This window comes from Curtobacterium sp. VKM Ac-1395 (assembly GCF_015350975.1).
In the GTDB taxonomy this organism is placed as follows: domain Bacteria; phylum Actinomycetota; class Actinomycetes; order Actinomycetales; family Microbacteriaceae; genus Curtobacterium.
The window spans coordinates 209,566-231,566 of sequence record NZ_JADKRX010000005.1 but is presented as its reverse complement, the minus strand read 5'-3'; the positions used below and the strand labels follow the sequence as shown (position 1 = coordinate 231,566).

The 22,001-nt window shown below is 72.1% G+C and carries 15 protein-coding genes, 1 tRNA gene and 1 other RNA gene; 12 read left to right on the top strand and 5 right to left on the bottom strand.

The genetic code is table 11. The features are described 5' to 3' along the window. The first annotated feature begins 318 nt into the window (after positions 1–318). Positions 319–1,239 (top strand): hypothetical protein, encoded by a 921-nt coding sequence (locus tag ITJ68_RS14560; protein ID WP_194662191.1) that lies wholly within the window; start codon positions 319–321, stop codon positions 1,237–1,239. Between the two features lie 39 nt (positions 1,240–1,278). Here ITJ68_RS14560 and ITJ68_RS14555 read toward each other — a convergent pair whose 3' ends face one another. Further along, a complete protein-coding gene (locus ITJ68_RS14555) occupies positions 1,279–2,706 on the bottom strand; it encodes an APC family permease (RefSeq protein ID WP_194662189.1) in 1,428 nt (475 codons plus the stop codon). Between the two features lie 161 nt (positions 2,707–2,867). Here ITJ68_RS14555 and ITJ68_RS14550 point away from each other — a divergent pair, with 161 nt between their 5' ends. The 6 genes from ITJ68_RS14550 (at position 2,868) to ITJ68_RS14525 (ending at position 12,092) form a co-directional block, all read left to right on the top strand. Then, positions 2,868–4,730: an ABC transporter ATP-binding protein gene (locus ITJ68_RS14550; protein WP_194662187.1), complete on the top strand. Its 1,863-nt coding sequence runs from the start codon at positions 2,868–2,870 to the stop codon at positions 4,728–4,730. 131 nt (positions 4,731–4,861) lie between these two features. Continuing rightward, entirely contained in the window at positions 4,862–6,226 is a 1,365-nt protein-coding gene (locus tag ITJ68_RS14545; protein ID WP_194662185.1) for a cystathionine beta-synthase, read from the top strand. Between the two features lie 115 nt (positions 6,227–6,341). Continuing rightward, positions 6,342–7,487 (top strand): cystathionine gamma-synthase, encoded by a 1,146-nt coding sequence (locus tag ITJ68_RS14540; protein ID WP_194662183.1) that lies wholly within the window; start codon positions 6,342–6,344, stop codon positions 7,485–7,487. A 183-nt stretch (positions 7,488–7,670) separates the two neighbouring features. Further along, a complete protein-coding gene (locus tag ITJ68_RS14535) occupies positions 7,671–9,068 on the top strand; it encodes an MFS transporter (RefSeq protein ID WP_194662181.1) in 1,398 nt (465 codons plus the stop codon). Between the two features lie 75 nt (positions 9,069–9,143). Next, on the top strand, positions 9,144–9,713 hold the full coding sequence (locus ITJ68_RS14530; RefSeq protein ID WP_194662180.1) for a substrate-binding domain-containing protein: 570 nt from the start codon (positions 9,144–9,146) through the stop codon (positions 9,711–9,713). 369 nt (positions 9,714–10,082) lie between these two features. Continuing rightward, positions 10,083–12,092 (top strand): S53 family peptidase, encoded by a 2,010-nt coding sequence (locus ITJ68_RS14525; RefSeq protein ID WP_323743330.1) that lies wholly within the window; start codon positions 10,083–10,085, stop codon positions 12,090–12,092. Between the two features lie 271 nt (positions 12,093–12,363). On the opposite strand, the gene ITJ68_RS14520 is transcribed toward ITJ68_RS14525, so the two are convergent. Beyond that, entirely contained in the window at positions 12,364–12,945 is a 582-nt protein-coding gene (locus ITJ68_RS14520) for a TetR/AcrR family transcriptional regulator (RefSeq protein WP_194662178.1), read from the bottom strand. A gap of 179 nt (positions 12,946–13,124) precedes the next feature. On the opposite strand from ITJ68_RS14520, the gene ITJ68_RS14515 reads away from it, so the two are divergent. Next, the gene (locus ITJ68_RS14515) at positions 13,125–14,381 is read left to right on the top strand and encodes a multidrug effflux MFS transporter (RefSeq protein WP_323743329.1); all 1,257 of its coding nucleotides are present in this window, start codon (positions 13,125–13,127) and stop codon (positions 14,379–14,381) included. Between the two features lie 64 nt (positions 14,382–14,445). After that, the gene (locus tag ITJ68_RS14510) at positions 14,446–16,356 is read left to right on the top strand and encodes a helicase HerA-like domain-containing protein (protein WP_194662177.1); all 1,911 of its coding nucleotides are present in this window, start codon (positions 14,446–14,448) and stop codon (positions 16,354–16,356) included. A gap of 68 nt (positions 16,357–16,424) precedes the next feature. Here ITJ68_RS14510 and ITJ68_RS14505 read toward each other — a convergent pair whose 3' ends face one another. Beyond that, complete coding sequence (locus ITJ68_RS14505; protein WP_194662176.1) at positions 16,425–16,988, bottom strand: hypothetical protein; 564 nt, start codon at positions 16,986–16,988, stop codon at positions 16,425–16,427. Positions 16,989–17,328: 340 nt separating this feature from the next. Then, a tRNA-Ser gene (locus tag ITJ68_RS14500) sits at positions 17,329–17,416 on the bottom strand. A gap of 122 nt (positions 17,417–17,538) precedes the next feature. On the opposite strand from ITJ68_RS14500, the gene pta reads away from it, so the two are divergent. Both pta and ITJ68_RS14490 read left to right on the top strand, forming a co-directional pair. Continuing rightward, positions 17,539–19,734 (top strand): phosphate acetyltransferase, encoded by a 2,196-nt coding sequence (gene pta / locus ITJ68_RS14495; RefSeq protein ID WP_194662175.1) that lies wholly within the window; start codon positions 17,539–17,541, stop codon positions 19,732–19,734. Positions 19,735–19,796: 62 nt separating this feature from the next. Continuing rightward, positions 19,797–20,993: an acetate/propionate family kinase gene (locus ITJ68_RS14490; RefSeq protein ID WP_194662174.1), complete on the top strand. Its 1,197-nt coding sequence runs from the start codon at positions 19,797–19,799 to the stop codon at positions 20,991–20,993. A gap of 79 nt (positions 20,994–21,072) precedes the next feature. Here the strand turns inward: ITJ68_RS14490 and ITJ68_RS14485 are convergent, their stop codons facing one another. After that, positions 21,073–21,747: an NAD(P)H-binding protein gene (locus tag ITJ68_RS14485; protein ID WP_194662172.1), complete on the bottom strand. Its 675-nt coding sequence runs from the start codon at positions 21,745–21,747 to the stop codon at positions 21,073–21,075. 38 nt (positions 21,748–21,785) lie between these two features. Between ITJ68_RS14485 and ffs the strand changes: the two genes are divergently transcribed. Beyond that, positions 21,786–21,882: signal recognition particle sRNA small type (gene ffs / locus ITJ68_RS14480), an RNA gene on the top strand. The last annotated feature ends 119 nt before the right edge of the window (positions 21,883–22,001 follow it).

Genomic DNA, 22,001 nt, shown 5'->3' with positions numbered 1-22,001 from the left:
GCGCGGCGGCGGGCAGCGGGCCGCGGCGGCGCTGCAGGGTGGCTGACGCGGCTGGTCGGCGTGCTCGGGGTTGTCCGGCGAAAGCGACATCGTGGGTGCGTTCGCGCGGCGCAATCGGCAGCCCGATGTCGCCCGATGCGCCTGCATCTCATGCGAGGGCATCGGGCGACATCCTCCGGCCCGTTGCGCGTCGCTCCGCCGGAGGTCGTGTCGCATCCGTCGCGGAGCCGTTCCTCCACAGACGACCGGGTGGCCGGAGTTCTCCACGGATCGCTCGGGCGTCGTCACCGTGTCCGGGCCGGCAGCGAAGCTCGTTGCATGGAGATCGAGAGCGCACACGAACCACGTCTCTGGCGTGCGTCGACGGGCCGCACCACTGCCCGCCGCTTCCAGCGGATGGCGCGGGCGGGGACCCTGCAGCGGCTGGTGCCGGGCGTCTACCTCCGACCGGACGACTGGGACGGGCTCGATGCTCGGTCGCGGCACCTCGTCCTGATCCGGGCGCTTGCTCCGCGTCTCCCTCGTGACGCCGCGATCTCACACCTCTCCGCGGCGGCGGTCCGGGGCTGGGCGCACATCGGCCGATGGCCCGACCGTGTGCAGGTCACCCAGGCCGGCAGGGCCCGGAGCGAGATCTCCCGTGTGACCGTGCGGTCATCGCCGCCGTTCGACGCAGAGCGACCCGGGGCCGACACCTTCGCCGGCGTCGAACTCGTCAGCGCCGCAGCGACCGCAGTCGGCGCTGTGCTCGATGCGACGTTCTCGCGCGCAGTGGTGCTGCTCGACGATGCGTACCGGAAGGGACTGCGCCCCGCGGAGGTCGAGCCACTCGTGGAGCAGCACGGGTCTCGGGGGCGCGTCCACCTCGAACGGGTACTCCGCACGAGTGACGTCCGCCACGAGTCGGTCGGGGAGTCGTTCTGCGCTGCACGACTGGCCGAACTCGGGTTCGTCGACGTCGTCGCGCAGCAGGAGTTCCCGCGTCAGGACGGCTCGGTCGACCGGGTCGACTTCTGGCTGCCGTCGGTCGGGTTCGTCGTGGAGTTCGACGGCCGTCAGAAGTACACCGACCCGACGATGACAGGCGGGCGGGCACCCGCGGACGTCCTGTGGCAGGAGAAGATCCGGGAGGACCGCATCCGTCCGCAGGTCAACGGGTTCATCCGTGTGCGGTGGTGGCACCTCGTCGATCCGGACCGGCTCCGCGCGCTGTTCCGGCAGTTCGGGCTGGTGCCGTGACCAGCGCCGTCCCGGCAGTGCGGGGCGGGGCGTCGCGGGTCAGCGGAGGGTGCTGTGGCGGCGACCGTAGAGCGCGTAGAGCACCGCGCCGGCGACCATCCAGATGCCGAACGCGATCCAGGTGCCCGCGCCGAGGAACACCGCGAGCAGGGCGCAGCTCAGGGTGCCGAGGACCGGGACGACCGGGAAGAGCGGGACCCGGTACGAGCGCTCGAGGTCGGGCTGCGACCGGCGGAGGATGATCACGGAGACGTTCACGAGTGCGAAGGCCACCAGGGTGCCGATGCTCGTCGCGTCGGCGAGCTCCCCGAGGGGGACCAGCGCCGCGACGACCGTCACCACGAGGCCCACGATCAGGGTATTCACGACGGGGGTGCCCGTGCGCTTCGACACCCGTCCGAAGGCCTTCGGCACCAGGCCGTCGCGCGCCATGGTCAGCAGGATGCGTGTCTGGCCGTACAGGACCGTCAGCACGACACTGGCGATGGCGATGACCGCGCCGACGGAGAACACGAGTGCCACGACCGGCTGTCCGGTGACGTCGACGACGATGCGGACGAGGGAGGCCTCAGTGGAGGAGAACGACGTCCACGACCGAGCGCCGATCGCCGCGATGGCCACCAGGATGTACAGCGTCGTGATGAGGGCGATCGACCCGATGATGGCGCGGGGGAGGTCGCGGCGGGGGTCCTTCGCCTCCTCTCCGGCGGTCGAGGCCGCGTCGAACCCGATGTAGGAGAAGAACAGGCGCGAGGCGGCGGCGGTGACCCCGGCAGCGCCCATCGGTGCGAGCGGCGCGAAGTTCTGTGCGCGGAACGCGGTGAAGGCCACGACGACGAAGAACACCAGCAGGGCGATCTTCACGATGACCATCAGCGTGTTGACCCAGGCGCTCTCGCGGGCCCCCGGCAGCAGCACCGCCGTCGCCAGCATGACGAGCACGGCCGCCGGCAGGTTGACCACGCCGCCGTCGCCAGGAGGGGCCGACAGGGCCACGGGAAGATGGGTGCCGAACACCTTCAGGGTCTCGTCGACGTACTCGCTCGCACCCACGGCGACCGCGGCGACGGACACGGCGTACTCGAGCACGAGACACCAGCCGCAGACCCAGGCGATGCCCTCGCCCATCGTCGCGTACGTGTAGGAGTAGCTCGACCCGGACGTCGGGACGGCGCCGGCCATCTCGGCGTACGACAGGGCGGAGAGCAGCGCCGCGATGCCCGCCACGACGAACGAGATCCAGACGGCGGGCCCGGCGAGGGGGACCGCGGTGCCGAGCACGACGAGGATCCCGGTGCCGAGCGTGGCGCCGACGCTGATCATCGTCAGGTGCCACACGCCGAGCGTCCGGCGGAGCGGCTGGCCGTCGACCCCGGCTGCTGCCTCGGCCTGCAACTGGTCGATCGGCTTGCGCCGGGCCAGTTGGTGACGGAGGGACGTGGCGGGGCGGGACTGCGCGGACGACATGGGACCTCGTGGAGCAGGGAACGGGACGGGTCATGCTCGCACGGCCCCGGATGGGGGTCAATTCCACAGGACCTCGCAGGTGGCACGTCCATGTCCGACCGCGGGGTTACATTGACTCGGGAGTGCGCACCGTCCGGTCGCGCCGGGTGGAAGGAGCTCGCATGAGCATGCGCGGTGGTGGTGGACACGGCGGCGGGCGGATCTCCAGCGGCGACTTCGACGCGCAGCGGGCCGCCAACGCGGCGGCACCGCGGATCCCGAACCTCCTCGGTCGCATCGCCGGGCTCTTCGGCCCGCACCGCCGGTCGATCGGGTTCACCGTGGCGCTCGTCCTGCTCGGCGCAGCCCTGTCCGTGATCCCGCCCCTGCTGACCCAGCGGGCCTTCGACGAGGGACTGTTCCCGAAGTCGGGCACCCCGGACGTGCCGGTGCTCGCCTGGCTCGTGACGGCGATGGTGCTCCTCTGGATCGCCAACGCCGGCGTCGGCGTGTGGCAGACGTACCTGACGGCGACGGTCGGCAACAAGGTCATGGGGTCCCTGCGGATGCGGCTGTTCGCGCACCTGCAGCGGATGGAGCTCGCGTTCTTCACGCGGACGAAGACGGGCGTGATCCAGTCGCGGCTGCAGAACGACGTCGGCGGTGTCGCCAGCGTGCTGAACAACACCATCTCCTCCGTGCTCGGCAACACCGTGACGGTGATCGCCGCGGTGGTCGCGATGCTGCTCCTCAGCTGGCAGATGACCATCGTCGCGGTCGTCCTGCTGCCGCTGCTCGTCATCGCGCAGCGCCGCGTGGGCCAGGTCCGCGCGAAGATCGCCGGGCAGACCCAGGAGTCGCTGTCGGACATGACCGCGATCACGCAGGAGGCCCTGAGCGTGTCGGGCATCCTGCTCGCGAAGAGCTTCAACCAGCAGCGCAGCGAGACCCACCGGTACGGCGACGAGAACCGCAACCAGATCTCGCTGCAGGTCCGCCAGCAGATGTCCGGGCAGTGGTTCTTCGCGATCGTCCAGATCTTCCTGTCGATCATCCCGGCGATCATCTACCTGGTCGCGGCGTACCTGATCCTCGGCGGCGTCCCGATCACCGCCGGCACGATCGTGGCGTTCACGACGGTGCAGTCGCGCCTGCTGTTCCCGACGGTCGGGCTGCTCCGCGTCGTGCTGGACCTGCAGACGTCGGGAGCGCTGTTCGCCCGCATCTTCGAGTACCTCGACCTGAAGCCCGCCATCACCGACGCACCGACGGCGCACAAGGTCGACGAGCAGCGGGTCGGTCACGTCGCGTTCGACGACGTCACGTTCACCTACCCGGACGGCGAGGCCGACAAGCCGACGCTGCGCGGCGTCTCCTTCGAGCTCCAGCCCGGCCAGTTCGCCGCGTTCGTCGGCCCGTCGGGCGCGGGCAAGACGACCGTGTCCTACCTGGTGCCGCGGTTGTACGAGGCCACGACGGGGTCGGTCCGGTTCGCCGGGTCCGACGTCCGTGACCTGGAGCACGAGGACCTCATGCGCCACATCGGCATCGTGAGCCAGGAGACCTACCTGTTCCACGCGACGATCGGCGACAACCTCCGCTACGCCAAGCCCGAGGCCACGGCCGAGGAACTCGAGCACGCAGCACGGGCGGCGAACATCCACGAGACCATCGCCTCGTTCCCGGACGGCTACGACACCGTCGTGGGGGAGCGCGGCTACCGCCTGTCCGGCGGCGAGAAGCAGCGCATCGCGATCGCACGGGTGCTGCTGAAGGACCCGCCGGTCCTGGTCCTCGACGAGGCCACCAGCGCGCTCGACTCGATCTCGGAACGCGTGGTGCAGACGGCGCTCGACAACGCCGCACGCGGCCGCACCACGATCTCGATCGCGCACCGCCTGTCGACCGTCCGTGACGCCGACGTCGTCTTCGTGCTCGACCACGGGCAGATCGTCGAGCAGGGCACGCACGACGAACTGCTCGCCCTCGGCGGGACGTACGCGCTGCTGCACCAGCAGCAGAACGCGCCGGCCGACCTGGTCTGAGTCGCCGAGCGGGGGATGACGGGAGGCCCGCTGCGGCCCCGCCACGGACGATCCAGACCGCCCCGACGGCCGGCCGACATCTGGCGTCGCATGCCTGGGTGGCGCGGAGGTGCGCCGCCTAGGATCAACGCGTGCGTTACGCGAACTCCGTCGTCGACCTGGTCGGCGACACCCCTCTCGTCAAGCTGAACCGGGTCACCGAGGGCGTCCGAGCGACGGTCCTGGTCAAGGTGGAGTACTTCAACCCCGGCGGGTCCGCGAAGGACCGCATCGCGACGCGGATCATCGACGCGGCCGAGGCCGCCGGTGACCTGCGCCCGGGCGGCACGATCGTCGAACCGACCTCGGGCAACACCGGCGTCGGCCTGGCGCTCGTCGCCCAGCAGCGCGGGTACCGCTGCGTGTTCGTCCTGCCCGACAAGGTCGGCGAGGACAAGCGGAACGTGCTCACGGCCTACGGCGCCGAGATCGTCGTCACGCCGACCGCGGTCCCGCCCGAGCACCCCGAGTCGTACTACTCGGTGTCCGACCGGCTCGTGCAGGAGATCCCCGGCGCCTACAAGCCGAACCAGTACGCGAACCCGAACGGCCCGCGCAGCCACTACGAGACCACGGGTCCGGAGATCTGGCGTGACACCGAGGCGCAGCTGACCCACTTCGTGGCGGGCGTCGGAACCGGCGGCACGATCTCCGGCACCGGCAAGTACCTGAAGGAGGCCTCCGACGGGCGCGTGCGCATCATCGGCGCCGACCCCGAGGGCTCCGTCTACTCGGGTGGCACCGGTCGCCCCTACCTCGTCGAGGGCGTCGGCGAGGACTTCTGGCCGAGCGCGTACGACCCCGACATCGCGGACGAGATCATCGCCGTGTCGGACGCCGAGTCGTTCGCGATGACCCGTCGACTGGCCCGCGAGGAAGGGCTGCTCGTCGGCGGCTCCAGCGGCATGGCCGTCGTCGCCGCGTTGCGGGCCGCCCGTGACCTGACCGAGGACGACGTCGTGGTCGTGCTGCTGCCCGACGGTGGCCGCGGCTACCTCGGCAAGATCTTCAACGACCGCTGGATGCGCTCGTACGGCTTCGCCGAGACCGACGACGCCCGCACGGTCGGGTCGCTCATCGCCGGCAAGGACGGCCGCCTGCCGGACCTCGTCCACGCGCACCCGGGGGACACCGTCCGCGAGGTCGTCGACATCATGTCGAAGTACGGCGTCTCGCAGATGCCCGTCCTCAGCGCCGAGCCGCCCGTCGTGATCGGCGAGGTCATCGGCGCCGTCGCCGAGAAGGACCTGCTCGAGCACGTCTTCACCGGTGCGGCGAAGATGGCCGACCGTCTGGCCGAGTCCGTCGGCGACCCCCTGCCGCTCATCGGTGTCGGTGAGTCGGTGTCGTCGGCTCGCCGTGCCCTCGAGACCGTGGACGCGTTGCTCGTGGTCGAGGACGGCAAGCCCGTCACCGTCCTGACGCGACACGACCTGCTCACCTACCTCTCGGAGTGAGCGGGGCCGCGCACCCACCCTCGCGGTGCGCACCACGCGGCAGCGCACCCACCGATCCGTGCGCGCCCGACGCGATCCGAGCCTCCCGTCCGCTCCTGACCTGGAGAACAGCACCATGACCGAGTTCAGCACCCGCGCCGTCCACGCCGGCCAGGACCCCGACGCCACCACCGGCGCCGTCATCCCGCCCCTGCACCTGACCTCCACCTACGTGCAGGACGGCATCGGGCAGATGCGGAACGGGTACGAGTACTCGCGGTCCGCGAACCCGACCCGTGACTCGCTGCAGACCCTGCTCGCCGACCTCGACGGCGGCGTGGCGGCGTACTCGTTCGCCTCCGGCCTGGCCGGGGAGGACGCCCTGCTCCGCGCCACGCTCGCCCCCGGCGCCCGCGTGGTGATGGGGAACGACGTCTACGGCGGCACCCACCGCCTGGTGAGCCGCCTGCACGTGCCGTGGGGCGTCGAGCTCGTCGTCGTCGACATGAGCGACCTCGACCTGGTCCGCGGTGCGCTCGAGGGCGCGCCCGAGAAGACCGTGCTGTGGGTCGAGACGCCGACGAACCCGCTCATGAAGATCGCCGACATCGCAGCGCTCGCCGAGGTCGGGCACGCAGCCGGAGCCCTCGTCGTCGTCGACAACACGTTCGCGTCGCCGTACCTGCAGCAGCCGTTGTCGCTCGGCGCCGACGTGGTGGCGTACTCGACCACGAAGTACCTCGGCGGGCACTCGGACGTCGTCGGCGGGGCGATCGTGCTCAAGGACCAGGAGCTGGCGGACAAGGTGCAGTTCCTGCAGTTCGGTGCCGGGGCGATCTCGTCGCCGTTCGACGCCTGGCTGACGATCCGCGGCATCAAGACCCTGGCCGTCCGGATGGAGCGCCACTCGCAGAACGCGCAGGCCGTCGCCGAGGCCCTCGTCCAGCACCCGGCCGTCGAGCGCGTCTTCTACCCGGGACTCGCCGACCACCCCGGGCACGACGTCGCGTCCCGCCAGATGCGCGGGTTCGGCGGGATGTTGTCCGTGGCGCTCGCCGGGGGACCCGAGGCGGCGAAGCGCTTCGCGGAGTCGACCGAGCTGTTCGCGCTCGCGGAGTCGCTCGGCGGCGTCGAGTCGCTCATCGGCTACCCAAGCGAGATGACCCACGCGTCGGTGAAGGGCACCGAGCTGGCCGTGCCGGAGAACGTCGTGCGCCTGTCGGTCGGCATCGAGGACGCGGGCGACCTGGTCGCCGACGTGCAGCAAGCGCTCGCCCGCTAGCCGAGCCCGCCCGCCGAGCCCGCTGGCCGAGTCCGCCAGCGGAGCCCGCCAGCCGAGCCCGCTGGCCGACCCCGCTGGCCGAGCCCGCCCGCTGGCTGAGCCCGCTGACCGAGTCCGCCAGCGGAGCCCGCCAGCCGAGCCCGCTGGCGCGGCCGTGTCCCCGGCCACTCCTACGATGGTCCGGTGACCACCGACGGACGCGCGACGACGGCGACGCGCACCACGCTGTTCAGCCGGCGGTACGCGCTGTCGACGATCGGCATGGTCGCCATCGTCGGCGTGGCCGCGTTCCAGAACCTGGCGATGACGACGATCATGCCCGTGATCAGCCGCGATCTGCACGGGGAGACCCTCTACTCGCTGAGCTTCGCCGCCCCGCTCGCCGCCGGTGTCCCGGGGATGGTGCTCGCCGGCAACTGGACCGACCGCGCGGGCGGCCGGGTCGTGGCGTGGGTGTCGGCGATGCTCTTCGCCATCGGCACGGCCGTCGTCATGCTCGCGCCGACGATGCCCGTGTTCCTCGCCGGGCGCCTGGTCGAGGGCTTCGGCGCCGGTGCGATCGACGTCGTCCTCTACGTGCTCGTCGCCCGCGTCTTCCCGGAGGACCTGCACGGCCCGGTGTTCGCCGGGTTCGCCGCCGCGTGGGTGGTCCCGGCGCTCGTGGGCCCTGCCATCGCCGGGTACGTCACCGAGCTCGCGAGCTGGCACTGGGTCTTCGCCGGTGCCCTCGCGATCGCGGTCGTCGCGTTCGCCGTGCTCGTGCCCACGCTCCGGCACCTCCGCCCGCCGGCGCCCGAGCTCCGGCCGCCGTGGCAGCGCGCCCGCATCGGGTGGTCCGTCGCCGCTGCCGTGGCGGTGCTGCTGCTCAACGTCGCCCCGGACCTGCCCGTCGTGTTCCGCGTGCTGGCGGTCGTCGTCGGGATCGTGGGCGCGTGGTTCGCCCTCCGTCCGCTCCTGCCGCGCCGCACGCTGACCGCGGGTCCGGGGCTGCCGTCGGTGGTGCTGCTCCGCGGGGTGCTCGCGGCCGGGTTCTTCGGCAGCGAGGCCTACGTCCCCTTCCTGCTCCAGGCCCAGCACGGCCTGTCGGCCTCGGACGCCGGGCTCGCGCTGACCGTCTCCGCGCTGAGCTGGGCGAGCGCGAGCTGGCTGAACGGCCGGCTGGGGGAGCAGCGCCTGCCTGCCGCCCGCGTGTTCGGCATCGGGTTGACGCTCGTGCTGGTCAGCCTGGTGGCCGCCCTCGCCGTGGCCGCGTGGGACCTGCCCGTGTGGGTGCTGGTGGCGGGGTGGTTCGTCGGCGGTGCGGGGATGGGCTTCGCCTACCCGAGGACCTCGATGCTGACGCTGCGGTTCTCCACCGAGGGCGACGACGGCTTCGCCAGCTCGGCCCTGACGATCGCGGACGCCGCCGGCAGCGTGGTGGGGCTCGCCGTCGCCGGGCTGCTCTTCACCTCTGCCGGCGGTCGGGACCACCCCGTCGCCTTCGCCCTGGTCTTCGCGGCGATGATCGTGATCACCCTGGTCGGGCTGGCCGCGGTCCGGCGCCTCGGTCCGGTCCCGGCGCCGTCCTCGGTGACCGGGTAGCGCCGACGGTAACGGGGACCGGGGACCGGGGACCGGGGACCGGGTAGCGTGGGGGACCCACGACGAGGAGGAACCGTGCGCCGCATCCTGGCCGCCGCCATCGCGCTGAGCGCCGTCGCCGTGCTCGCCGGGTGCACGGGGACGACTTCGATGGCGCCGACCCCGGTGAAGAGCACGGACCTGACGAGCTCCGACGGCGGTTTCGACCAGCACGCGGTCGTCGGCGTGGTCCTGCTGGTCGCCGACGCGACGCCCGGGGCGAGTTCCGGCGGCGTGGCGCTGCCCGACCGGTTCCGCGAGGACCTCACGGCCGCGGGCTTCCGTCCGGACGTCCGGGTCGCCAGCGCCACCGACCCGGCGTCGTCGCAGGCCTCGGCCATCCGCGAACTCGTGCGGGACGGCGCGAAGGCCCTCCTGGTGGAGGCCGCCGACCCGGACGCGCTGACCGACGAGGTGCAGACGGCGCACGACGCCGGTGTCGTCGTCGTCGCGCTCGGCGACCCGCTGCCGGCCACCGGCACCGGGGGCGACGGCATCTCCTCCGACTACCGCGTCCAGGGCCGAGACTCCGACGCTGCGCTCGTCGGACGCGCCGTCGCCGTCATCGAGGCGCTGCAGCGCGGGACGAAACCACCGACCGACTGACGCCGACCCCGTCACATCGCGGGGTCGCGTGGCCGGGACGCACCGGGCGGGAGGCTCCCCACCCGCTGCTGGGGAGCCTCCCGTCCGTCGTCTGGTCGCGCCGACCGGCGCAAGCCCGGGCCCCGTGTTCTCGGCGCGGACCCAGCTGGCACGCCGCCGTGCCGCGGAACGCCGGGAGTCCACGCTGAGCAGGGCGACAGCTTCCGACCCCCGTCCGGGTGACGTCGTCCGTCGGTGGAACCACTGACTGTCAACTGGTTCCACATGCTCACTACAGTCAGCTCACCGCAGCCCACGAAGCCGCTGGGAACGACCGGTCGCACGCGCGGACGGCCCTCCCGCGGCGGGCTCCCCCGAGAGGACCCCGACGTGCACCGACGCCCACCGACTCCCCGCTCGACCATCCTGTCCACGAGGCCCCGGACCACCGCGTTCGCCCTCGCCACCGCTGCCTGCACCATCGGCGCCGTGCTGTTCGCCGCCGGTCCCGCCGACGCCGCGACCCGCCACGTGCTGCCCGACTCCGTTCCCACGTGGGCCACCGCGGCCGACGACACCGGCACCGTCGCGGCGTCGACCGACGTCGAGGGCGAGGTGTACCTGCCCCTGAAGGACCAGGCGGGCGCCGAGGCCCTGGCGACCGCGGTCTCGACCCCGGGGACCAGCCGCTACCGGAAGCCGCTCAGTCCCAAGGCGTGGATCGCGGCGTACGCCCCGACGAAGAGCGACGTCGACCAGGTCACCGGGTTCCTGCGGGCCCAGGGGCTGTCGATCACCGGCGTCCCCGCCAGCCACGAGTTCGTCGTGTTCCGCGGGTCGGCCTCGGTCGTGGACTCGGTCCTCGGCACGACCCTGCACGCCTACCGCCACGCGCAGCAGACCCTCGTCGCCCCGTCGACCGCGCCGAGCCTGCCCGCGTCCGTCGCGGGACTCGTCAGCGGCGTCAGCGTCGACCAGGGTCGGCTGCTCACCCACCCGGAGCTCGTGCAGCAGGGCGAGACGCCGGCGTCCTCCACGCCGACCCGGAACCTGCGGCAGCAGGCGGCTGCACCGACCGGCATCAACGCGACGTGCTCGGCCTACGACGGCCAGCACACCGCGACCGTGCCCGCCGCGTACGGCCGCACCAGCGTCCCGACCTTCGCCTGCGGCTACGTGCCGAACCAGATCCGGTCGGCGTACGGCGTCGACGCACTCGGCAAGCAGGGCGTCTCGGGCCAGGGGCAGACCGTCGCGGTCATCGACGCGTACGCCTCGCCGTCGATCATCCACGACACGGACAGCTACTCCGCCCAGCACGGGGAGCCCGCGCTGACGAGTGCGACCTTCGAGCAGCGCATCCCCGCGCAGTCGCAGTTCACCGACCAGGCGCTGTGCCAGCAGCCGAGCGGGTGGCAGGGCGAGGAGACCCTCGACGTCCAGTCGGTGCACGCGGTCGCCCCGTCGGCGAAGATCCTCTACGTCGGCGGCACGAACTGCGGTGGTGGCCTCGACGTCGCGATGTCCCGGATCCTCGACCAGGGGCTCGCGGACCTCGTGAGCAACAGCTACGGCGACGTCGGCGAGAACCTGCCGCTCGCGAGCATCCGCGGCCAGGAGAACCTGCACATCCAGGCCGCCGGCGAGGGCATCGGACTGTACTTCTCCAGCGGTGACAACGGCGACGAGTCCGCCTCGCTCGGCAGCGCCCAGCCCGACTTCCCCGCGTCGAGCCCCTGGGTGACCGCGGTCGGTGGCACGAGCCTCGGCGTGGCGAAGGACGGCCACAAGACGTACGAGACCGGGTGGGGCGACCTGCTCGACCAGATCGTCACCAGCCCGCGCGGCAACGTCTACACGACGCCGCTCCCCGGTGGCATCGTCGGTGGCGGAGCCGGCGGCGGGCGGAGCACGCTCTTCGACCAGCCCGCGTACCAGCGCGGCGTCGTGCCGGCCGGGCTCGCGAACGGCAAGCGCGTGTCGCCCGACCTGGCGGCGCTCGCGGACCCGTACACCGGCTTCTCGATCGGGATCCGTCCGATCACCGACGACGCGAAGCTGACCACCGGAGCGTTCGAGAACGAGACGTACGGCGGCACCTCCCTCGCCTCGCCGATCACGGCGGCGCTGTCCGCGCTGGTGCAGCAGTCGACGAACACCCGGCTCGGGTTCGCGAACCCGACGCTGTACGCGACGTACCGCGCCGTCCCGGCGTCGTTCTCGGACGTCACGCCGCCGGCGTCGCCGATCGCGCTCGCGTACACCAGCGCGACCTCGGGGCACGACTTCCTCGTGACGCTCGACCACGACACGTCGCTGACCACGGCGACGGGCTACGACGACGTCACCGGTCTCGGGGCGGTCTCGTTCCGTGGGCTGTCGGCGGTGGCGCGCCGGTAGGCGCAGGGCCGGGTCGTGACGGACGGGAGGCTCCCCACCGGTCACGACCGGCCCGCCGCTGGCGCGTCGGTCCGGAACCGGCCGGCGTGGGCCCAAATGCCAGCTGGCACCGAGCCTCCCGTCCGTCACGTGGTGCGTGGGTGCTGGTGCGCGCTGGTGCGAGGTCGGCCACCCGGTGCGGGCCTGGCGGGTCGCACGGGGTGGTCGACCTCGCACGGGGCGAGTGACCGTGCACCGTGCGTGGTCGGAGCGGGCGTCCGAGACGGGGGTGTCAGCTCCACCACGCGGGGAAGGACCGCGTGATCGTGTCGACGAGGGCCCGACGGGAGCGTCGGGGGCCGGCGAGCCAGGCCTCGATCGCACCGACGAAGCCCTGCGCCACGAAGCCGGCGGCGACGTCGTCGAGGATCTCCGGACGCGCGGCGGCGTCCAGCGCCTCGATGTGCCGGACGCTCGAGACGGTGAAGTGCTCGACGAGCAGCCGGTGCAGCGAGCCGTCGTTCGGGTCCGGCAGGGCCCGGGTGTAGATGTCCCGGTGCGTGACGACGTGCTCGACGACCGCGTTGATGCCACGGCGGGTGATGGCCGCCAGCTCCTCGGCGTCCGCGCCCTGTTCCGCGGCGGTGCGGCGGGCGGTCGCGTCCTCGTCACGGATGTCGTCGAGCTCGGGGGTGAGCACGTCGGCGAGCAGCGACCCGGGGGAGACGGCGTGCGAGTAGAACGTGGCCCGGTTGATCCCGGCCGCGCGGGTGACGTCCGCCACCGTGATCTCGGACACCGGCCGGCTCGCCGCGAGTCGCAGGATCGCTTCACGCAGGGCAGCCGTGGTGTGCAGGATCCGAGCGTCCACCATGACGCCCACCCCCTCTTCCGTGCTGGTCGCCCGGGCTCCCGAGCATGCCGACGCTACCGCAGGTCGGGTGACGGTGTCGCGGTCGGGCCTCGGTGCGTAGGATGGTACCGCGGCCGAATCGATTCGAGCGTGGCCGCGATCACCACTCGCAACCACCCCTCATCGCCGAAGGACCTGTCGTGACCGCGCCCGCCACCACCGGCTCGCTGAGAGTCATCCTGCACCCGGGGGACTCGCTCTCCCGCGCCCAACGTCTCGTCTACGTGTTCGTCCTCGGCGCCCTCACCGCGCTCGGTCCGTTCACGATCGACCTGTACCTGCCGGCGTTCCCGGCGCTGAAGCAGCAGTTCGGGGTGACCGACGGCGCCGTGCAGCTCACCCTCACCGCCACCACGCTCGGGTTCGCGGCGGGGCAGCTGCTCGTCGGGCCCTGGAGCGACAAGGTCGGCCGCCGACTGCCGCTGATCATCGCCACGACGGTGCACATCGCGGCGTCGATCGGGGCGGCGACGGCGCCGAACATCGAGGTGCTCGGGCTGTTCCGCGTGCTGCAGGGCATGGGCGCCGCTGCCGGTGGTGTCGTCGCGATGGCCACCGTGCGCGACCTGTTCGGTGGGAAGCCCCTGGTCCGGATGCTGTCGCGCCTGGCGATGGTGAACGGGCTCGCACCGATCCTGGCTCCGCTCATCGGGTCGCAGATGCTGCGGTTCACGAGCTGGCGCGGGATCTTCGTCTTCCTCGCGTGCTACGGCCTGGCGGTCGTCATCGCGTCGATCCTGCTCATCGTCGAGACGCTGCCGCCGGCCCGTCGTCAGGAGGCGGGCCACTCGACCATGGGGCAGCGCTACCGTGCGCTCTTCTCGGACCGCATCTTCGTCGGCGTCGCGCTCATCGGGGCGATGGTCTTCAGCGGGTTGTTCTCGTACCTCAGTGCCTCGCCGTTCCTGTTCCAGGGCGTGTACGGCCTCAACGCCCAGCAGTACGGGCTGCTCTTCGCGGTGAACTCGGTCGGGGTCGTCCTCGGCGTGCAGATCTCCGCGCGGCTCGCACAGCGGGTCGGTCCGCAGTGGATCCTGGCGTGCTCGACGGCCACGCTGTTCCTGGCGTCGACGGCGATCATCGTGCTCGACCTGCTCGGCGCCGGGCTCGTCGGGGTCCTCGTCCCGCTCTGGTTCTTCATCGCCGCGTGCGGGTTCTCGTTCCCGCTCGTGCAGGTCATCGGGCTCGCCTCCCACGGGAAAGAGGCCGGGACCGCCGCATCGGTCCTCGGTGCGCTGAACTTCGGCGTGGCCGGGCTCATCTCGCCGATCGTCGGGTGGCTCGGGATCACCCATGCTGCACCCATGGCGGGCGTCATGGCCTCGACAGCGGCGGTCGCGATCCTGCTGCTGTGGTTCGTCGTGCGACCGCGGACGGTGCCGGCGCTGTCGCACTGAGGTCGGTCGGGCGACTTCTCCACAGGTCGTACCGCGGGGTCGGCGGCGTCCCTAGGCTGAGCGCATGAGCGACGCGGTGGACCAGGCACGGGCAGCGGCCGAGGCAGCGCGGGCAGCGGCGGACCAGGCACGACGCCTCGCGGACGAAGCAGCTGCTCGCGCCGAGGAACTCGCCGCGGCACTGGCCCAGGCGGTCCCCACGGCGCCTGACGCAACCACACCGGGTCCGCAGGCAGTGCCGACGGCCGACACCGAGCCTCCCGTCGGGCCGCTCGGAGCGGACGCGGTCGCGGCCATCCGGGACGGCTACGCGGTCACCGGGACGGCGCTGGAACTCGGCGCCCTGGTCAACGGTGACGCCCTGCCCGATGTCCAGGTCCGCATCCCGCTCGGCATGCTGAACCGGCACGGCCTGGTCGCCGGCGCAACGGGCACCGGGAAGACCCGCACGCTGCAGCTCCTCGCCGAGCAGATCGCCGCGAACGGCGTCCCCGTGTTCGCCGCGGACGTGAAGGGCGACCTGTCCGGGCTCGCGGTCGCCGGGCAGGGCTCCGACAAGCTCCTGGCACGGACGTCGGGCATCGGGCAGGACTGGACACCGGCCGCCAGCCAGGCGGAGTTCTACTCGCTCGGCGGCCTGGGGACCGGCGTGCCGATCCGAGCGACCGTGTCCGGGTTCGGGCCGCTGCTGCTGGCGAAGGTCCTCGGCCTGAACGACACGCAGGAGTCCTCGCTCGGGCTCGTCTTCCACTACGCCGAACAGGCCGGGCTGGCACTCGTCGACCTCGCCGACCTGCGGAGCGTCCTGACCTTCCTGGTGAGCGACGACGGCAAGCCCGAACTCGCGGACCTCGGGGGACTGTCGAAGCAGACGGCCGGTGTCATCCTGCGGGAGCTCGTCACGTTCGCCGACCGCGGTGCCGACCGGTTCTTCGGTGCACCGGAGATCGACACGCAGGTGTTCCTCCGGACGGCGGCGGACGGTCGCGGCATCGTGAGCCTGCTCGAGGTGCCGGGGGTGCAGGACCAGCCCGAGGTCTTCTCGACCTTCCTGATGTGGCTGCTCGCGGACCTGTACAACGAGCTGCCGGAGGTCGGTGACCAGGACAAGCCCAAGCTCGTGTTCTTCTTCGACGAGGCGCACCTGCTGTTCACCGGCGCGTCGAAGGACTTCCTCGAACAGATCGTCCGGACCGTGCGGCTCATCCGGTCGAAGGGCGTCGGCATCGTCTTCGTCACGCAGACCCCGAAGGACGTGCCGAACGACGTCCTGGCGCAGCTCGGCTCCCGCGTGCAGCACCAGCTCCGCGCGCACACCCCGGACGACGCCAAGGCCCTGCGCGCCACGGTCTCGACCTACCCCACGAGCGAGTACGACCTCGGCGAGGTGCTGACGTCCCTGGCCACCGGTGAGGCGATCGTCACCGTGATGGACGAGCGGGGTGCTCCGACCCCGGTGGCGTGGACCCGACTGCGCGCACCGCAGGGGTCCATGGAGCCGATGCCGGCAGACGAGATGGAGGCCCGGGTCGCCGCCTCCCCGCTCCTCACGACGTACGGCACCCCGGTCGACCCCGACTCCGCGCGCGAGGTCCTCGCGCGCCGGATGGAGGCGGCGGCGGCACAGTCGGCCGCCGCTGACGCTGCGGAGCAGGCAGCAGCAGCCGAGGCCGACGCGGCCAGGGAAGCCGCCCGGGTCGCCGCCGCGGAGGCGAAGGAGGCCGCCGCGCAGGCGAAGCGGGAGGCCCGGGAACAGACCGCCGCGCAGCGGGAGTACGAGCGCACGCAGCGCGAGTTCGAACGGGCCGAGCGGACGGCCGCGCAGCGACGTGGTCGCACGACGTCGCGGTCGCGGACCTCGTCGTCCCGGAGGGCCGGCGACTCGTTGTCCGACCTGCTCGGTGGGGGACTGGGCCAGGCGATCGCCAAGGAGGTCGTGCAGGGCATCTTCTCGACCCTGCGCCGCCGACGCTGAGCTGTCGGCAGGGTCACCGCGTCGGGTCGACGGCCGTGGTCAGCAGGGCTGCCGCGTGCCCGCTGTGGTCAGCAGGGCTTCCGGCGGTCGGCTGAGCGCGTCGGCAGGTAGCGCCGGGCGAAGTCCCGCGCGGGCAACGGGCGCGTCAGCTCCGTGACTTGCACCCCGAGGGCGTCGACGACCCGGTCGAGCCCAGCGTCACCCCACACGTCCGAGCGCATCCGGAAGAGGTGCCGGTCGTCGGGGCCGTACGCCACGAGGACCCGGGTGGTCCGGTCGACCGAGCTGCCGAAGGTGGTGGCGAGGACGACCCGCTCGACGCAGGACCGACCGACGGACCGCTTCGCCGACAGCACGCCGCGGACCATGACGCCGTCGTGGCTGATCCCGACGAACGCGGACCGCAGCCGGACGAAGACGACGCCGGCGGCGACGGCCAGCAGCACGACCACGGTGGCGACCAGCGCCCAGAGCCGCAGCGGGAACGAGACCCAGACGAGGGCGACCGCGAGCGGCACGGCCGAGAACACGATGCTGAGCGCGGTGGACCGCACGAGTGCGACCCGGGGACGGACCAGGACGTCGAACGTCACCGGTTCCGGACCCGCCGTCGTCGCCGTCGTCTCCCCCACGGCCGTCTCCTCGTCCCCTCGGGTGCACCCGAGGCGCGCCGTCGGGAGCGCTCCGGGACGGCGCCCCTGCCGTCTGCGTGTGCACGATGCAACCGTCCCTCGGGTGCGTCGTACCGGCAGCATAGGGGAGGGGGCGGCCGCTGCGACAGGTCTGTCCACCCTTCTGGGGGAGCACCAGGGAACCGGGGTTCATCGTGGTCCACCGGGTGGGGGACCGTGACACGTCATCGTCGCGGATCAGCGCCGGATCAGCGCCGGATCAGCGCCGGACCTGCTCCGGAACGACCGAGAGCGCACGGGCCCTGGTGGACTCGTGCGCTCTCGGTCGTGCGGTTCTTCGTGGCGGAGAATGGGGGATTCGAACCCCCGAGGGCTTGCACCCAACACGCTTTCCAAGCGTGCGCCATAGGCCACTAGGCGAATTCTCCTGGTGCCGTCTCGCGATGACGACACCCCATGGTACAGGTCTTCTGGGGTGTGGACGACCACCGCCGTCCACAGGTCGATCCGTTCCCAGAGGGCACGGCAGCGGCACGGCTAGCCTGGAGCGGTGTCGACCCGCATCTACATCACGTCAGCAGAAGGACACACGGGCAAGAGCACGGTGGCGCTCGGTGTCCTCGAGACCCTCGCCCGCACGGTCGGACGCGTCGGCGTGTTCCGGCCCGTCGCCCGTTCGGTGGAGGAACCCGACTACGTGCTCGAGCTCCTGCTCCAGCACACCGCCGCCGGGCAGTCCTACGACGACGCCGTCGGTGTCACGTACGACGACGTCCACGCCGACCCCGACGCGGCACTCGCCACGATCGTCGGCCGCTTCGCCCAGGTCGAGCGCCAGTGCGACGCCGTCGTGGTCCTCGGCTCCGACTACACCGACGTCGGCAGCCCCACCGAGCTGTCCTTCAACGCCAAGGTCGCGGCCAACCTCGGTGCCCCCGTGCTCCTCGTCCTCGGTGGGCGGGACTCGGCCGGACGCGCTGCGAGGACGCCTGCCGACATGGGCCAGGTCGCGGACGTCACGACGAGCGAACTCCGCGCGGCGCACGCGCAGCTGCTGGGCATCGTGGTCAACCGTGCCGACCCGGAGGCGCTGGCCGCGATCTGCGACGGTGTCTCCGCAGCCGTGCAGGACCACCACCCCGACACCCTCGTGTGGGCGATCCCCGAGGACTCGGTCCTCGTCGCGCCGACCGTGCGCGCGCTGCTCGCCGCGACGGAGGCCACGCTGGTCCGCGGCGACGACGCCCTGCTCGACCGCGAAGCCCTCGGCACGGTCGTCGCGGGCATGAGCATGGAGAACGTGCTCCCGCGGCTGATCGAGGGCGGCATCGTCGTGGTGCCGGGGGACCGCAACGACGTCCTCATCGCCACGCTCCTCGCGAACCAGTCGGACACGTTCCCGAGCCTCGCCGGCGTGATCCTCAACGGCGGGTTCGAGACCGCGCCGCAGATCACCCGGCTGCTCGAGGGCCTGTCGAGCTCGCTGCCGATCGCGAGCAGCGACCTCGGCACGTACGACACGGCACTGCGCATCACGCAGACCCGTGGGCGTCTGGCGGCCGACTCCCCGCGGAAGGCCGACCTGGCGCTGTCGCTGTTCGAGCGCCACGTGCAGGCCGACGCGCTCCTCGCCCGCCTCCAGGTCACGCCGTCGGGCGTCGTCACGCCGCTGATGTTCGAGCACGGGCTGCTCGACCGGGCGCGCGAGTACGGCACGCGGATCGTGCTGCCCGAGGGCGACGACGACCGGATCCTGCGCGCGGCCTCGACCCTGCTGCAGCGGCAGGTCTGCACGCTCACGATCCTCGGCGACCCGGCGGCGATCCGGGCGCGGGCGACGGAGCTCGGTCTCGACCTCGAGGCAGCGCAGCTCGTGTCGCCCTTCGACCCCGAGCTCCGCGAGCGCTTCGCGGAGGAGTACACCACGCTCCGCGCACACAAGGGCATGAGCATCGAGCTCGCCCGCGACACCGTCACAGACGTCTCGTACTTCGGCACGATGATGGTCCAGCTCGGGCTCGCCGACGGCATGGTGTCCGGCGCGAAGCACACGACGGCGCACACCATCCGGCCGTCCTTCGAGATCATCAAGACCCGTCCGGACACGTCCATCGTGTCGAGCGTGTTCCTGATGGCGCTCGCCGACCGGGTGCTCGTCTACGGCGACTGCGCGGTCATCCCCGACCCGACGAGCGAGCAGCTGGCGGACATCGCGATCTCCTCCGCCGAGACCGCCACCCAGTTCGGCATCGAACCCCGCGTGGCGATGCTGAGCTACTCGACCGGGGACAGCGGCTCCGGAGCCGACGTCGACAAGGTCCGCGCCGGCACCGCCTTCGTGCGGGAGCGCCGACCGGACCTGCTCGTGGAGGGGCCGATCCAGTACGACGCCGCCGCCGACCCGACGGTCGCGAGCACGAAGATGCCGGACTCGCCGGTCGCCGGCCACGCGACGGTCTTCATCTTCCCGGACCTCAACACGGGCAACAACACCTACAAGGCAGTGCAGCGGTCCGCCGGTGCGGTCGCGATCGGTCCGGTGCTGCAGGGGCTCCGCAAGCCGATCAACGACCTGTCCCGCGGGGCGCTCGTCAGCGACATCGTGAACACCGTCGCGATCACGGCGATCCAGGCCGGCACCGCGCGGACGGACGGCAGCACGCCGGTCGACCCCGCCGCACCCACCGACACCGCCGTGCCCACCGACCCCGCTGTGCCCACCGACACCGCACCCGGCGCTCGCTGAGCGCCGGACGCCACCCGAGCCTCCAGACCGGCCCCCGGGCCATGCACAGAAAGCGAGCCATCGTGACCGCCGCCCTCGTCGTGAACTCCGGATCGAGTTCGTTCAAGTACCAGCTCATCGAACTCGACGGCGAGCGCGAGCTCGCATCCGGACTCGTGGAGCGCATCGGCGAGTCGACGGGTGCGTGGAAGCACACGAACGCGCTGACGGGGGAGTCCTCGTCGAACGACTCGGCGTCGGTCCCCGACCACGCCGCCGGGTTCCAGGCGATGATCGACGCGTTCGCGAAGGTGGGGCCGTCGTTCGACGAGCACCCGCCGTCGGTCGTGGGGCACCGCGTCGTGCACGGTGGCACGGCCTTCGACGCCGCCACCATCGTCACGGACGAGGTCGAGCAGCAGATCGAGGCCCTGTCGAGCCTGGCGCCGCTGCACAACCCCGCGAACCTCGAGGGCATCCGCGCCGCGAAGCAGGTGTTCTCCGACGTGCCGCACGTCGCCGTGTTCGACACCGCGTTCCACCAGACGATGCCGCCGCACGCGTACACGTACGCGATCCCGGCCGACCTCGCCGAGCAGTACCAGATCCGCCGCTACGGCATGCACGGCACGAGCCACAAGTACGTCTCCGAGCAGGCGGCCGTCTTCCTGGCCCGCCCGCTGTCGGAGCTGAAGACGATCGTGCTGCACCTCGGCAACGGCGCGTCGGCCGCGGCGATCGACGGCGGCCGGTCGATCGAGACCTCGATGGGGCTGACGCCGCTCGAGGGCCTCGTCATGGGCACCCGGTCCGGGGACCTCGACCCGGCCGTGCTGATCCACCTGCACCGTGAGGCCGGGATGTCGTTCGACGACCTCGACACGATGCTGAACAAGCAGTCCGGGCTGCTCGGTCTGACCGGCAACGGCGACATGCGCGACGTGCAGGCCGCGGCGATCGACGGCGACGAGACCGCCGAGGCAGCGCTCGCCGTCTACCGGCACCGCATCCGCCGCTACGTGGGGGCGTACACCGCGCAGCTCGGCGGGCTCGACGCCGTCGTCTTCACCGCGGGCGTCGGGGAGAACAACGCGCTGCTGCGTCGTCGGGTGCTCGCCGGGCTGGAGCACCTCGGCATCGAGATCGACAACGACCGGAACGAGCTGCACGCGAAGGACGCCCGCCTCATCTCGACGGACTCCTCGCGGGTCGCCGTCCTGGTCATCCCGACGAACGAGGAGCTCGAGATCGCCCGGCAGTCGGCGGCCGTCGCGCTGTAGTCGCGCTGTCGTCTCACCCTCTTCGCGCCGACGTCGCGCACCGGGGGCGTCGGCGTCTCGCGGGGGAGCGCCGCCCGCGTCAGCCCAGCGCCGCGAGCGCCGCCGGGATCGGCGTGTTGCCACTCGTGACCTCGAACTGCACGCCCACCGCAGTGTCGTCGAGCAGCGCGTGCACCACGACCGCGGCGACGTCGGCGCGGGGGATCGACCCCCGGGGCACGGTGCGGCCCACGGTGACGGTGCCCTGCGGCGGGGTGTCGAGCAGCCCGCCGGGGCGCACGATCGTCCAGCGCAGGCGGCGCGCCCGGAGGTTCGCGTCGGCCTCGGCCTTGGCGCGCAGGTAGACCTGGAACACGGCGTCCTCGTCCTGCGCGGGCACCACGGCCCGGGTGGCGTCGTACGTGTCGGCGCCCATCGCGGAGATCATCACGTAGCGCTCGATGCCCGACCGCACGGCGGCGTCGGCCAGCAGCACGGCACCGTCGCGGTCGACGGAGAGCTTCCGCTCGGCCCCGCTGCCCGGTCCCGCTCCTGCGGCGAAGACCACCGCGTCGACCCCGCGCAGGCGCAGCGCCAGGTCGTCGTCGTCCAGCTGCTCGAGGTCGGCGACGATCGCCCGCGCACCGGCCTGTTCCACGTCGGCGACGTGCGCGGGGTTGCGGACGATGCTGAGCGCCTGGTGTCCGGCGTCGGTGAGCTGTCGGGCGAGGAGGAGGGCGATCTGGCCGTGTCCTCCGGCGATGGCGATCTTCATGGCGTCAATCCTGCTCCCTGTGATCCGGTAGACTTCTCGGCGGCTCCTCACGTGACGCCATCCAGGCCAACTCCCCCAGGGCGGAAACGCAGCAAGGGCAACCTGGCTCTGGCGGGTGCGTGAGGAGTCTTTTTCATGTCCGGGCGGGACAACGTCCCGATCGTGTGTGAAGATCATCCCAGGAACCACCAACCAGGGTTCCGACCACTCCCGACGAACCATCGGGAGGATCAGCCCCTCCGGCTCACCACCGG

Excerpts from the sequence above, each read along its gene's own strand:
- ITJ68_RS14560 (WP_194662191.1), top strand. The coding sequence starts at position 319 with ATGGAGATCGAGAGCGCACACGAACCACGTCTCTGGCGTGCGTCGACG.
- ITJ68_RS14555 (WP_194662189.1), bottom strand. The coding sequence starts at position 2,706 with ATGTCGTCCGCGCAGTCCCGCCCCGCCACGTCCCTCCGTCACCAACTG.
- ITJ68_RS14550 (WP_194662187.1), top strand. The coding sequence starts at position 2,868 with ATGAGCATGCGCGGTGGTGGTGGACACGGCGGCGGGCGGATCTCCAGC.
- ITJ68_RS14540 (WP_194662183.1), top strand. The coding sequence starts at position 6,342 with ATGACCGAGTTCAGCACCCGCGCCGTCCACGCCGGCCAGGACCCCGAC.
- ITJ68_RS14520 (WP_194662178.1), bottom strand. The coding sequence starts at position 12,945 with ATGGTGGACGCTCGGATCCTGCACACCACGGCTGCCCTGCGTGAAGCG.
- ITJ68_RS14510 (WP_194662177.1), top strand. The coding sequence starts at position 14,446 with ATGAGCGACGCGGTGGACCAGGCACGGGCAGCGGCCGAGGCAGCGCGG.
- ITJ68_RS14485 (WP_194662172.1), bottom strand. The coding sequence starts at position 21,747 with ATGAAGATCGCCATCGCCGGAGGACACGGCCAGATCGCCCTCCTCCTC.